The sequence below is a fragment of the Planobispora rosea genome, assembly GCF_014648175.1.
GTDB lineage: Bacteria > Actinomycetota > Actinomycetes > Streptosporangiales > Streptosporangiaceae > Planobispora > Planobispora rosea.
The window spans coordinates 67,292-79,689 of sequence record NZ_BMQP01000040.1 but is presented as its reverse complement, the minus strand read 5'-3'; the positions used below and the strand labels follow the sequence as shown (position 1 = coordinate 79,689).

The window sequence follows — 12,398 nt, the reverse complement described above, 5'->3', positions numbered from 1 at the left end:
GGTGCTTTCGGGATAGGAGGCCAGGTAGGGAAACAGTCGTGGATGGGCGTGGGCGACCTGCCGCAGGGCCTGGCACAGTGCCCGGATCCGGTCCCGCCAGGTGCCGGTGCGGGTGCGCTGGTCATGGAGGCCAGAGATCGCCTGGGCGGGCGGATCCGCACCGCTGAGATCGGCGGGAGCGACATCGACCTGGGCGCCGCGTGGATCCACGACCCCCGGGGCAACCCGCTGACCCGGCTGTGCGAGCGGGCGGGCATCCCGCGGCTGCCCTACACCCTGGACGACCTGATCGCCGGGGTCGCGCTGGTGGGCGAGGGAGGCGCGCGGGTGCGCAGCTCGCTCCGGTCGAGCCTGATCCGCAGCGCGGCCAGCTTCGAAGACGCCGCGGTGAAACTCACCGCTCCGGGCGGCGCCGCGGGGAGCGGGCGGGAGACGACGCTCGGTGTCCTCATCGACGCCGACGGCGCCTTCACCTCCGGCATCCGCGAGGCCAAGCGCCTGCTGGGGGTCCCGTCGGTGGAGCTGAGGCTCCAGGCCTGATCTCTCCGCCGCGCGGGGCCCGCACCCGTCGGCCGCCGCTACGTCCGGTAACGGAAGAGGATCCTGCCGCGGGTGAGGTCGTACGGGCTGAGCTCCACGAGCACCCGGTCGTACGGCAAGATCTTGATGTAGTTCCTCCGTATCTTCCCGCTGATGTGCGCCAGCACCCTGTGCCCGTTCTCGAGTTCCACTCTGAAGGTGGCGTTGCGCAGACACTCGACGACGGTGCCCTCGACTTCGATGCCCTCTGATGTTCTCGCCATGTTCTCTTCCCTGTCCGGTCGGTGCCTGTGAGGTCGCGCGGTGACGGGAGGCGTCAGCGCAGCACCAGTTCCAGGTTGCTGCTCGCCCGCCGGGCGCCGACGCCCTCGAACAGCGCCACGGCCGCCTCGTTGGATTCGTTGACATCAGCCCATGCCGTCTCGATCCCGCAGCGGTGCATCGAACCCAGCACATGGGCGAGCAGCGCCCGGGCGATGCCGCGGCGCCGCCGGTCGGACCGGATCGCGATCAGCCTGATCCGCCTGCACCGTGGCCGCCGGGACACCGTCGTCACCCGGAGCAGTCCCACGTATTCGCCGGCCTGCGCCGCCACCGCGTACTCCGACGGGTCTGTCGTGGTGACGCCGTCCGGGTGGGGCGGCACCTCGGCGGGCATCTCCCGCCATCCGACGGTGGCCTCGACCTCATCGCGAATCACGCGATCCAGTGCGAGCAGAGGCCCCTTCTCGGCCCGGCCGACGGCCACTATCGTCACGCCCGCCGGCGGTAGCGCTGAACCGAGCCCCGTGATCTGCGGATCGGTGGGTACGAGGTACTCCCACTCGCGGCGCCGGGTCGTGAAACCGGATCGCTTCCACTTCACCGCCGAATCGAGGTCCGCCTCGTCGATCACCGTGTACAGCGGCTTCGGCAGGTCCGCCAGCATGGCGTCGGCGAGCCGGTCGAAGGCCGCGCCGTGCCACGCGTCGATGCTGAGGAACATCCGCCCGTCGGGCCTGCGCGAGGTGTAGCCGCGACCGACCGTCAGGTCGTCCTCCACGGCGTGCCATTGCGTCTCCGCGACCCGCGTGATCGCTACGGCATGGTCGTCCATGCCTGGGGTGGAACGCGCTGAATCCATTGGTTGCCGCCTTTCGGGATTGCCTTGTCGAGGCGCTCCCGGCGACACCTATGTCAGCCGCTCGGCCGTGACTGCGAGGGGGAGCACCCACATCGACTCAACGTTCACGGGTCTCACCTCCTCGCGGCCTGTCACGGTTCGCGGCACATTACCGTCGCGAACGTCGCTCCGTCCAGCTCTTTTCCGTCCAGCTCTTTTCCGTGCGGCCGTCGAGGCGGCCGATCCCGTATCCAGGCTCCGGCCCTTCTCCGGCGGGACGGGAGTCAGTGGTGGTAGGCGTGGACGACGGCGTGGCCCTTGCCCCGGCCGATGATCCACTTGTTGACCGGGGTGGTGACCAGGAAGGCCACCAGGAAGGCGAAGGCCAGCGCGCCCCAGAACAGGCCACTGGTCAGGCCGGCGTCCATCGCGCCGGGGATGACCAGCATGACGCCGTTGTCGACGACCTCCATCACGATGATGGAGACGGTGTCGGCGGCCAGGGCGAGCTTGATCGCGGTTCCCCAGTCCACTCCGGCGCGGCGCAGCGGGATCAGGGTGAGCAGGTAGCCGAAGAAGAAGGCCAGTGCGACGGCCAGGACGATGGTGGGCGCGGTGGACCAGCCCAGCGCGGTGCCGATGACCAGGCCGAGGACCTCGCCGATGGCGCAGCCGGTCAGGCAGTGCAGAGTGGCCGAGGCCGCCGTCCGCCAGGTCGTCTTCTGCGGGTGGTCGCCGTGCGCGTGTCCTCCGTGCGCGTGTCCTCCGTGCGCCCCGTGTCCTTCGTGGTGGTGGTCCGCCCCGTGTCCTTCGTGGCGGTGGTTCTCCTCGCGTCGAGCGTGGTCCAGGTGGTGCGTCGGTTCGGACATCGCTCTCTCCTTCTCCGGCGGTTCATGGCTGACACCCTCAAGTTATACCCCCTAGGGGTATAACGCAACCGGGCTTCACCGAAGGGCCGACGGGAGGCGGCCGATCCACTCCGGCCATGCTCTCCGGGGAAGGTCGCGAGGATCTGGAGGGTGTCTACGACGGTCGGTAGTATCAGAACGTCCACGGGTGGAGGGAAATCACACATGGTGCGTGGCCTGGGAGGCCTGGAGTCCGCGATCATGGATTGCCTGTGGTCGTATCGGAGGCCCGCCTCGGTCCGGGACGTGCTCGGTGACCTGCGCCGTGACCGGGAGATCGCCTACACCACCGTCATGACGGTGATGGACAAACTGCACACCAAGGGACTGCTCCGCCGCGAGCAGGTCGGCCGGGCCTACGTCTACGAGACGGTGACCAGCAAGGAGGCCTACACCGCCGAGCTGATGCGCGCCACGCTGGTCTCCGGTGGCAACCAGGCGGCCACGCTGGTGCATTTCCTGGAGCGGCTGACCCCGGGGGAGGCGCAGGCGCTGGAGGCCGCGCTCAGGGTCTACCCGTTCGGGGAGCGAGGATGATCGTCGCTGCGGCCCCGTCGGCGGCGTGCACGATCGGATCAGTGCGGGGCAGGGTTGCCGGACAGGACCCGGCGGTAGTTCGCGATGCGGTCGGCCGTACTGTCGAGACAGCAGCTGGCGCACTTCTCACCGTGTTCGGCGGTGTAGAACAGGCAGCACGTGCGGCGCAGGTAGAACAGGCCCTGCCTGCCGTCCTCGGCGAGCCTGACCATCTCACCGAGGCTGCCCAGCTCCGCCGGGCAGGCGGCGAGGAACTCCCGGTAGGCGCGCTCCAGCAGATCGACATCGGCGCCGGGCGCCCTGCTCGCGACGCCGAAGGCCGCGGCGCACCCCTGGGCGATGCCCCCGTTGAGCTGCCTGCGGCCCGCGCGGCTGCGGGCCCGCAGCGCCTCGGCGAGCGGGAACAGGTGCCCGTCGAGTATCTGACCGACAAGCAGTTTCAGCCGTTCGCCCGCGGACATGCCCGAGGTGTCGTCCAGGTACGGCCGACGCAGCGCGACCGCGCCGAACCCGTGGTGGTCGTCGAGCGTCAGCGCCACGTTCGGCGGCCGGACGTCCAGCACCCGGCCGTACAACGCCCAGGCCAGCAGCGCGGGAGCCGTCACGGTGCCGGCGTAGACCGCCATCACGGTCAGCGCCGTCGCGTGCGCCGACACCTGCCCGCTGGCCAGCCGCTCGGCCTCCAGCACCCGGGTCAGCTCCTCGGAGGCGGGATCCAGCAGCCGGTCGGCGGCGACCCAGTCCCCGTCGGCGCTCAGGCCGATCTGCAGCCGGTAGCGCTCGCCGTAGTCGGCCAGGGACTCGATCAGGGTGACGGCCTCGGCGGGCGGGTGGGACACGATCGGAACTCCTCGCATGACGGACGGCGTTGTCCGCGAATCATTGTGCGACATCACCGTGGATGCGCTGCACATCGCTCGGATCATGAGTCACGCAGACGCCGGGCGGCCGACGCGCACGTCTCCTCCCACCGTGCGGGGAACCCCCTTTCGGACGGCTCCCCCGAGGGGAAGCGCCCCCGATCGTTCCCATGACCGTCCGGGCCGGTGACCCCCGGACCGCGTCCGGGCCTGGGCGTCACCGGCCGTGACACGGCTCAGAGCCGCTTGAGGAGTTTCTCCATCTGCTCGATCTCGGCCTGCTGGGCGGCCTCGATGGTCTTGGCCAGCTGTACGGCCTCGGGGCTGGCGCCCTGGGCCTGCTCGGTCTTGGCCATCTCGATCGCGCCCCTGTGGTGGGCGATCATCAACTCGGCGAACATGCGGTCGAAGGCGGCGCCCTCGGCCTGCTGGAGCTTGGCCATGTCCTGCTCGGTCATCATGCCCGGCATGTCGTGACCGCCGTGGCCGTCTTCGGGCGCGGCGGCCTTGCCCCAGGTGGTCAGCCAGCCGGTCATGGTGGCGATCTCCGGGTCCTGGGCGGCCTGGATCTTCGCCGCCAGTTCCTTGATCTCCGCATCGGCGGCGCGGGTCTCGGCGAGCCTGGCCATCTCCACGGCCTGTTCGTGGTGCGGGATCATCATCTGGGCGAAGGTGACGTCGGCGTCGTTGAAGGAGGCCGACGGTTGCGCGTTCGAGGTGGCCGCGGGAGCGCCGCCGCTCGTGGTGCCGTGGGTGGCCGCCGAGTGCCCGGGGCCGGCCGTCGAATGCTCCTGGCCGCCGCAGGCGGTGAGCAGTCCGAGGGTGGCGATCCCGGCCGCGGCGGTGAGTGCGATCCGGGGCATAGTGAATCGATCGGTGAACATCTCTGGCTCTTTCCGGTCTGTCGTTGCTGTGCGTGACCGTCTGCGGGCAGGGTGTGAACACCGCCCGCCGGAGGAGTCGGCCTATATGCGCAGCACCGAAAGACTCGCCAGACGCAGAGCCGTGCGCCGGGGCGGAGGCCGGGCGGCGGACGGGGCCGGCTGAGCACCCCGGGTCCCGGCTTCGCGGGATCGCCGCACCCACGTCAGAGCCGCGGCGGCGGCGAGGAGAAGCGAGGCGAGCGCGGCCAGGCAGACCGAGGTCGGATCGAAGCCGACCGGCATGCCGTCGAGGGCCGGGACCCACCGTGTGCCATCGATCACCGCGGTGGAGTGCTCGTGCGCCCCGCCGTGCCCGGAGGCCGGTGCGTGTACGGCGGGGACGGTCATGCCGCTGTGCCCGCGCTCGTGACCGAGATGTCCGAGCGTGTGCATCCCGGCGACGCCCAGGGCCAGGACGACAAGGAGAAGCCAGCGCGCCGCACGCGTGGCGGGCCGCCGGACAGTGCCGTCCATCGTCCCCCCTCGCGCCGGCAACCGGGCCGTTGACCCGACCATTCTACGACGCGCCATCGTAGACGGTCCGGAGCGCCCCTCTGAGGCGGATCCGCCGGTGACGGGTCCACGCCGCATCGCCCCGCGTCTCGTCGGGGCCGATCGGCCGGGCGGTCAGGAGCGGACGAGGCGCGCGATGGCGTCGGCGGCCTCCCTGACCTTGGCCTCGGCCTCGGCACCGCCCCTGGCGGTGGCGTCGGCCACGCAGTGCGCCATGTGCTCCTCCAGCAGGGCCAGGGCGAAGGACTGCAGGGCCCGGTTGGCCGCCGAGACCTGGGTCAGGATGTCGATGCAGTACTTGTCCTCGTCGACCATGCGCTGCAGGCCGCGCACCTGCCCCTCGATGCGGCGCAGCCGCCGCAGGTGGTCATCCTTGTCGTGGCTGTATCCGGCCATGTCCCGCCTCCCGTCGTCTCCGCCCGGTCCACCATGACAACACTATACCCCCCTACCGTATTTCGCCTCCGTGGAATTCGTCGTCACCGGGTGAAGGCGTCGGGATCGGCCGAACGCATGGCAGATCCACCTGTACGCGGCCCGGCGGCTCGGCACTCAGGCCGCCGACGGCATCGTGGCCGAGACGTTCCCGGCGGTCTTCCGCCACGTTGATCGCCAGACATCGGCGGCAGGAGGAGCGGCTGCTGCGGGCGCTGAGCCGTACCGGGACGGACCCTCTCCCCGAGGCGCCGGCCGACACCGTGACGCGCCGGGTGACGGCGCAGGGCGGGGACCGCGAGCTGGCGGGGGCGCTGGACATCCCGGTGGGGCCCGTACGGTCACAGCTGACACCGTGCGCGGAGGAAGGCCAGGAACGTGCTCGGGGACGAGGAGCTGCCATGAGAGCGATCAAGGAGTTTCGCCGCCGCCGGGGTACGGGACCATCTCGTCCTGGATCCGCGGACCTTCCGGTATCTGGGCACCAACTCGACGCGGCTGAAGGACCGGACCTACGAGTGGGCCGGCGGCGGTACGGAGACCTTCAAGGCGGGCACGGTGAACCTGCCCGCGCAGCTCGAAGCCAGGATCGTGAACCGGCCGGGACAACGTTTCTGATCCGGCCTGACTACACGGGGGTCCGGGCCAGGCGGTAGTGCGACGGCGGGACGCCGTACCGGTCGACGAACGCCTGGCGGAGCGCCTCGACGGTGCCGAAACCGCAACGGGCCGCGACGGCGGTCATGGGCAGCGCGGTGGAGGTCAGGAGGTGGGCGGCGGCCTCGGCGCGGGCCCGGCGTACGAACCGGCCCGGAGTCTGGCCCAGGTGTCTGAGGAACAGCCGGGTCAGATGGCGCTGGCTCACCCCCGCGCCGTCGGCCAGGGCGGCCAGGGTCAGGTCGGTGTCCAGATGGCCGGTGATGTGATCGACGACCCGTTTGACCAGGCCGTCCGAGGGCGGCGGGCCCTGAGTGAAGATGCTCATCTGCGCCTGGTCGCCGGGCCGTTGCAGGTAGGTCACCGCGTAGCGGGCCACCTCCCGGGCGAGGGCGGTGCCGTGGTCCTCCTCGATGAAGGCGAGGGCCAGGTCCAGGGCACTGGTGACGCCGGCGGCCGTGACGACCTCGCCGTCACGGATGAAGATCGGCGCGGAGTCGACGACGACCTCCGGATGGCGGGCGGCGAGCACGTGCGCGTACCGCCAGTGGGTGGTGACGCGCCGCCCGTCGAGCAGGCCGGTGGCGGCCAGCACGGTCGCACCCGTGCACACGGACGCGATGCGCCGGCTCTCCCGTGCCAGGCGACGGATGTGACCGACGATCGACTGGTTGGCGGCCGCCGCCTCGTGCCCGATCCCCCCTGCCACCACGAGTGTGTCCAGAGGTCCGGTGACGCGTTCGAGGACCAGCTGTCCCTGGAGCGTCAGCCCGCTCGCGCAGGTGATGGGCAGACCCGACGGAGTGGCCAGGAGGACGTCGTAGAGCGGGGCGCCGCCGTGGAGGTTCGCCATCACGAGGCTTGACGTCACGCACGCGATGTCCAGCAGCTCCGCGGCCTGGTAACCGACCATGACCACACGCCGTCGGGTCATGACGCGACCGTATGTCACAAAGGACGGGGAGTCCAAGTTTCCGGACATGTCCCGATGCCGCCCTTGGCGCGCCCGCCCGACCCCCTGGACAGTCGAACCACGACTCGGACGAGGGGGAGCGACGAGGGGAGTGTCATGTCCACCAGGGGACGACAGGACGGCCGGGACGATCCCGAGGAGGAGCACCGGAGCCTGGGAAGGCTCATCCGGGCCTGGCGTGACCGGGCACTGCTGACCCAGGAGCAGCTCGCCGACCGGGCGGGCGTCAACGTACGCACCATCCGCAGGCTCGAAGGCGACGCCGTGGGGCGCCCCCGGAACGCGTCGATCCGGTTGCTGGCCGAGGCGCTGGGCCTGGACACGCGGGAACGGGCGCAGCTCACCGCGGCGGCCCTGAGGCCCTGCGTATTCGAACTGTGCGCGCAGAATGAGAAGGAATTGAAAGTCCGCGAAATGGCCGGTCACTGCCCTGGTTGCCATGGGGGCGAAAGAATACCTTTCCAGCAGTAGCTGTTCTTTGTCCCGGAAAAGGAACCGCGATCCACAGGGCCGGGTTGCAGGTCGGGAGGGACGGCATCGTGCCGGGAATGCCCGGTGCAAAATCAGAAAGCACGAGAGGGAGAAATGAAGAAAATGGCATGGGCATCCGCCACCGCCCTGGCGGCCGCACTCCTCGCCAGTCTGACGCCGTCCGCGTCGGAGGCCTCGGTCGCGGCCACCGAGGTCCGCAATACGAGCACGATCAGCATCGGCGCCGTGCAGTACAGGGACGGCCAGTACAAGCATCATCCTTATTACGACGACCTGATCCCGCCCGGGCGGCTTTCGGGCTATCCGAGCACCGCAGGTGTCTACATCGGACCGGGATACTGCGTGAGGCTCCGCTACTGGCTCCGGGGGACCGAGCAGAACCCCCCGTCTCCACCGGACCTGTCGGATCCCGAAGTCCGTCGTTTCCCGACGGGCGGATGGGTCTGGTTCCTCTCGCGTAGCTGGGACGTGAGGGCGTTGCCGCTCAGTGATCCCGGCTGTCAGGGTCCGGCGCCGAGCGCCGAGGACGGCCCCTTCTTCACCGTGAGCGGCGGCGGCTGACGGATCTGGAGGCGCCGGGCACGCCGGGCACGCCGGACACGCCGGGCGGAAGCGGGGCGGTGCGGCGATGCCCGCTGGACACCGGCGGATAACTGGACACCGGCGGATGAGCGTGCTTACTCTCGCAACGCCCCGAGGCGGTCAGGTCGGGATGACAAGCCGTACGACGGTATCCGGGTCCGGCGTCAGCAAGGTCGGCGGGATGGAGCCGGAAAGGAACCCCTCTGATGTCCACCAACGGCACCTGTCCGATCCACCCGTTCGACCTGGACGACGACGGCGTCAACCGGCCCGGCCCGGAACTCAACGGCGAGTACCACAGGATCCGCGACGAAACCGACACCGGCGTCGCCAGGGTGCGGCTCGCCGGGAGGGATGTCGAGGCCTGGCTCGTCACCCGCTACGCGGACGTCGTGGAGGTGTCCCGCAACCCGGTGTTCTCCCGCAGCCGGGCTGCGGCCGCCGGCGCCGACCCCGTCGAGGGCCTGGCCGACACCCTTCTCGGCCTGGACGCCGAGGACCACAGTGAGCTGCGCGAGCCGATCAAGAGGGCCTTCGGCCCGCAGAACGTCGCCGCGCTCACCGACGGCATCCGGCGGCGCACCGAAGCGCAGCTGACCCTCATGAGAGAGCGGGGCGAACCGGCGGATCTGCTGGAGGCGTTCGCGCTGCCCGTGGCCATGGGCACCATCAGCGACATGCTGGGCGTCCCCCCGGGGGACCGCGCGGACTTCCTCCGGTGGAGCCGGCCTTTCCTCGGTACCAGCCATGACGACCCCGCCGAGGCGCGACAAGCGCTGTTGACGATGTTCGGCTACCTCGGCGAGCTACTGAAGCAGCGGCGCGAGCAGCCGACCGGCGACCTGCTGTCGCAGATCGCCGCGGCGAACCTGCCCGAGGCCCGGGAGGTGATGCTGCCGATCTCCCTGATCGTCGGAGGATGGGAGACCACGGCCTCCTCCGTCGCGGCGTTCGTCCACCAGCTGCTGATCCGCCCGTACGACGCCCACGACACCGCGTACGCCTACCTCGTCGATCACCCCGAGGCGGTCCCCGGCGCCGCCCGCGAGCTGGAGCGTATGTTCTCCAGCTCCGCGGCCGACAGCATGCCCCGCTACGTCACCCGGGACATCACCCTTCCCAGCGGAGCCCGGCTCCACGAGGGCGACATCGCCATCCCCAGCCATGACGCCGCCAACTACGACCGGGAGGTGTTCCCCGACCCCTACCGCATGGACTTCGCCCGCCGGTTCGCCAGGCAGCCGCTGACGTTCGGATGGGGCCCCCACCGCTGCGTCGGCCAGCACCTCGGCCACGAGGAGATCGTGATCGCGATCGACACGCTCGTCCGCAACGCCCCCGGCCTGCGGCTGGCCGTGCCCGCCGACAGCATCGCCTACAAGGCCGACCGCGCGGTCACCGGCCCGGTGACGCTCCCGGTCGCCTGGAGCTGACCCCACCCCGCCGGACGACAGGGGAGACCCCTCGCCTCCGGGGAAGGGGATCTGCACCGCGTCTCCCTCCGGAAATCACCGATCAGCACAAATCTGTAGAAAAACCACCTCCACCCGGATCGCGGCTGGACCCCGGTAAACCGTTCATCTCCCGTCCCGGCTCCGAGGTCGACTTCGGTGAGATGCGGATCCGCCTGGGCGTGCTGACCGAGTGCCACCTGTTCGCCTTCCGCCTGCCGTGGTCGGGCAGGGCGATCCACCGGGTCTTTCCCACCCGCTCCCAAAGAGCGATTGCGCCGGTATGCACCTCGGTCATGTGCAGGAAGGGACGCTCATCCCGTGCCGCAGTCCGCACGGCCAAGTCGAGCATCTGACCGCCGAGGAGCCGGTTCAGTCCCAGCGCAGCCGTTCTTCCAGCAGGGCCTGCTGAGCAGGGTTGGCGGTCAGCTCCAGCGCCCGCCCATCGGCCTGGCGTGCCTCGGCATGGCGGCCCAGATCCCGCAGCAGTTCGGCGCGGGTGGCGTGCAGCAGCGCATAGCGCTCCAGCACCCCACCCAGCTGCTCTAGCTCGGCCAGCGCCGCCTCCGGACCGGAGGCGTAGCGCACCGCGACGGCCCGGTGCAGCCGGGTCACCGGGGACGGCGCCAGCGCCAGCAGCAGGTCGTACAGCACCACGATCTGCCGCCAGTCGGTGTCCTCAAACCGTTCGGCCTCGGCGTGACAGGCCACGATGGCGGCCTGCAGCTGGTACGGCCCCGGCCGCCGGTGCGTGCGGGCCGTACGGGTGAGCAACGCGATGGCGTCCTCGATCACCTTGCGGTCCCAGCGGGTGCGGTCCTGGTCGGCCAGCAGCACCAGGCGGCCGTCGGCGTTGAAGCGGGCCGCGCCGCGCGCCCGGTGCAGCCGGATCAACGCCAGCAGCCCGGCCGCCTCCGGTTCCTTGGGCAGCAGGTTCGCCAGCAGCGCGGCCAGCCACTCGGCGTCGTCGGCCAGGTCCCGCGCCTGGGCGCGCTCGGCGGTGCTGGACAGGTATCCCTCGTTGAACAGCAGGTAGATGACCGCCAGCACCTGCTCCAGCCGCGCCGGCAGTTCCTCGCCCGCCGGGATGCGGTACGGGATTCCGGCCTCGGCGATCTTCTTTTTGGCGCGGGTGATCCGCTGGGCCACGGTGGCCTCGGGAACCAGGAACGCCGCGGCGATCTGCGCGGTGCTCAACCCGCACACCACCCGCAACGTCAGCGCGATCTGCGCGGGCCGTGACAGCGCCGGGTGGCAGCAGGTGAAGACCAGCCGCAGCCGGTCGTCCGGCTCGGCGGGCACCGGCCAGGTCAGCTGGGCCAGCTTGGCCCGGTAGGTCGACTCGCGGCGCAGCACGTCCAGACCGCGCCGCCGGGCCACGGTGAACAACCAGGCGTCCGGCCGGTCCGGGACGCCCTCAAGCGGCCAGCGCTCGAGGGCGATCTCGACGGCGTCCTGCACCAGGTCCTCGGCCGCGGAGAAGTCCCCCAGCAGCGACATCAGGGATGCGGCCAGCCGGCCCGCGTGCTCGCGCACCACGAGGGCCAGCGCCTCGTGCGTCGCCGGCTCGTCCACGCCTCTGCTCTCGCTCACCCCGCCGATCACGAAGCGGGACGGATCTCCACCACCGGGCACGCCGGCCAGGATCGCGCCAGCGCCAGCGCCTCGTCCAGATCAGCCACCTCGACCTCGGCGAACCCGCTGACCACCTCCTTGCCCTCCACGAACGGCCCGTCGGTGACGATCGGCTCCGCGCCGCCCAGCCGGACCGTGGTGGCGGTGTGCACCGGGTGCAGGTGGGTGTGATGGGTGATCTTGTCGGCGTGCTCGGCGAACCAGCGGCCCACCGCCTCGTACGCCGCCTCCCGCCCGGCCTCGTCCATCGCCTCCAGGTCCCGGGCGAACTGCTCGGTCTCGACGAACATCAGCACGTACTTCATGCGCGTTCTCCTCACGCGTTGCGGTGCCGGACTCGGGGGTCAGGTGGCGGGCAGGGCGGCGTACAGGTCGATGCCGGTGCCGTCCGGATCGGTCACGGTGGCATAGCGCATCCCCCAGAACGCGTCGAACGGCTCGGCGAGCCCGCGGTAGCCGGCCTCGGTCAGCTCGGCGTACTTGGCGTCCACGGCGGCCGGGGAGTCGAACTCAAAACACAGCAGGGCGCGCGGGCCACCGGCCGGGGCGCTCCAGCCGGGCAGGAACGGGGTGCGGAGGGCCTCGCTGTCGAGCATCAGGTGCAACCCGCCCGGCAGGTCGCAGGAGGCGTGCTCGGAGGTGTCCGGGTCGAGCTTGAACTCCAGCCCGAGGCGGGCGTAGAAGGCGATGGCGGCCTGCATGTCGGACACCACGATGTCGACGGTGTTCAGCGTCGGATTCATGACCTGCTCCATTCCAGGGATCGTCGATCTGTCCCGGCTCGATGAGG

At 70.7% G+C, this 12,398-nt stretch carries 16 protein-coding genes; 5 read left to right on the top strand and 11 right to left on the bottom strand.

The window, feature by feature from the left end; genetic code table 11:
* The coding region (locus IEZ08_RS30560) for an FAD-dependent oxidoreductase (protein ID WP_189243486.1) at positions 1 to 540 on the top strand (540 nt) is incomplete at its 5' end.
* Positions 541 to 578: 38 nt separating this feature from the next.
* Here the strand turns inward: IEZ08_RS30560 and infA are convergent.
* The 3 genes from infA to IEZ08_RS30545 all read right to left on the bottom strand — a co-directional run bounded on the left by infA (position 579) and on the right by IEZ08_RS30545 (position 2,511).
* Positions 579 to 803, bottom strand: coding sequence for a translation initiation factor IF-1 (infA, locus tag IEZ08_RS30555; protein ID WP_068923165.1), 225 nt, complete (start codon positions 801 to 803; stop codon positions 579 to 581).
* A gap of 53 nt (positions 804 to 856) precedes the next feature.
* Positions 857 to 1,636 carry a GNAT family N-acetyltransferase gene (locus tag IEZ08_RS30550; protein ID WP_218061693.1) on the bottom strand — a complete coding sequence of 260 codons (780 nt, stop codon included), beginning with the start codon at positions 1,634 to 1,636 and terminating at the stop codon, positions 857 to 859.
* Positions 1,637 to 1,926: 290 nt separating this feature from the next.
* Positions 1,927 to 2,511: a DUF4396 domain-containing protein gene (locus IEZ08_RS30545; RefSeq protein WP_068923167.1), complete on the bottom strand. Its 585-nt coding sequence runs from the start codon at positions 2,509 to 2,511 to the stop codon at positions 1,927 to 1,929.
* 204 nt (positions 2,512 to 2,715) lie between these two features.
* On the opposite strand from IEZ08_RS30545, the gene IEZ08_RS30540 reads away from it, so the two are divergent.
* Entirely contained in the window at positions 2,716 to 3,087 is a 372-nt protein-coding gene (locus tag IEZ08_RS30540) for a BlaI/MecI/CopY family transcriptional regulator (RefSeq protein WP_229803677.1), read from the top strand.
* A 38-nt stretch (positions 3,088 to 3,125) separates the two neighbouring features.
* Here the strand turns inward: IEZ08_RS30540 and IEZ08_RS30535 are convergent, their stop codons facing one another.
* From IEZ08_RS30535 to IEZ08_RS30515, 5 genes are all read right to left on the bottom strand, one after another.
* Positions 3,126 to 3,926: an IucA/IucC family C-terminal-domain containing protein gene (locus tag IEZ08_RS30535; RefSeq protein WP_203863556.1), complete on the bottom strand. Its 801-nt coding sequence runs from the start codon at positions 3,924 to 3,926 to the stop codon at positions 3,126 to 3,128.
* Between the two features lie 257 nt (positions 3,927 to 4,183).
* Positions 4,184 to 4,810, bottom strand: coding sequence for a DUF305 domain-containing protein (locus tag IEZ08_RS30530; protein ID WP_189243485.1), 627 nt, complete (start codon positions 4,808 to 4,810; stop codon positions 4,184 to 4,186).
* Between the two features lie 102 nt (positions 4,811 to 4,912).
* On the bottom strand, positions 4,913 to 5,344 hold the full coding sequence (locus tag IEZ08_RS30525; protein WP_068923170.1) for a DUF6153 family protein: 432 nt from the start codon (positions 5,342 to 5,344) through the stop codon (positions 4,913 to 4,915).
* 153 nt (positions 5,345 to 5,497) lie between these two features.
* Positions 5,498 to 5,779, bottom strand: coding sequence for a metal-sensitive transcriptional regulator (locus tag IEZ08_RS30520; RefSeq protein ID WP_068923171.1), 282 nt, complete (start codon positions 5,777 to 5,779; stop codon positions 5,498 to 5,500).
* A 667-nt stretch (positions 5,780 to 6,446) separates the two neighbouring features.
* Positions 6,447 to 7,409: a GlxA family transcriptional regulator gene (locus tag IEZ08_RS30515; RefSeq protein ID WP_189243484.1), complete on the bottom strand. Its 963-nt coding sequence runs from the start codon at positions 7,407 to 7,409 to the stop codon at positions 6,447 to 6,449.
* A 135-nt stretch (positions 7,410 to 7,544) separates the two neighbouring features.
* Between IEZ08_RS30515 and IEZ08_RS30510 the strand changes: the two genes are divergently transcribed.
* The 3 genes from IEZ08_RS30510 to IEZ08_RS30500 all read left to right on the top strand — a co-directional run bounded on the left by IEZ08_RS30510 (position 7,545) and on the right by IEZ08_RS30500 (position 9,955).
* Positions 7,545 to 7,919, top strand: coding sequence for a helix-turn-helix domain-containing protein (locus IEZ08_RS30510; protein ID WP_141703901.1), 375 nt, complete (start codon positions 7,545 to 7,547; stop codon positions 7,917 to 7,919).
* An 84-nt stretch (positions 7,920 to 8,003) separates the two neighbouring features.
* Entirely contained in the window at positions 8,004 to 8,501 is a 498-nt protein-coding gene (locus IEZ08_RS30505) for a hypothetical protein (RefSeq protein ID WP_189243483.1), read from the top strand.
* Between the two features lie 227 nt (positions 8,502 to 8,728).
* Positions 8,729 to 9,955 carry a cytochrome P450 gene (locus IEZ08_RS30500; protein WP_068923175.1) on the top strand — a complete coding sequence of 409 codons (1,227 nt, stop codon included), beginning with the start codon at positions 8,729 to 8,731 and terminating at the stop codon, positions 9,953 to 9,955.
* Positions 9,956 to 10,345: 390 nt separating this feature from the next.
* Here the strand turns inward: IEZ08_RS30500 and IEZ08_RS30495 are convergent, their stop codons facing one another.
* From IEZ08_RS30495 to IEZ08_RS30485, 3 genes are read right to left on the bottom strand one after another with little or no spacing between them, the layout of a single operon-like run.
* Positions 10,346 to 11,566 (bottom strand): RNA polymerase sigma factor, encoded by a 1,221-nt coding sequence (locus IEZ08_RS30495; RefSeq protein ID WP_229803675.1) that lies wholly within the window; start codon positions 11,564 to 11,566, stop codon positions 10,346 to 10,348.
* Positions 11,567 to 11,574: 8 nt separating this feature from the next.
* On the bottom strand, positions 11,575 to 11,913 hold the full coding sequence (locus IEZ08_RS30490; protein ID WP_068923176.1) for a YciI family protein: 339 nt from the start codon (positions 11,911 to 11,913) through the stop codon (positions 11,575 to 11,577).
* Between the two features lie 39 nt (positions 11,914 to 11,952).
* On the bottom strand, positions 11,953 to 12,351 hold the full coding sequence (locus IEZ08_RS30485) for a VOC family protein (RefSeq protein WP_068928722.1): 399 nt from the start codon (positions 12,349 to 12,351) through the stop codon (positions 11,953 to 11,955).
* Positions 12,352 to 12,398: the final 47 nt, after the last annotated feature.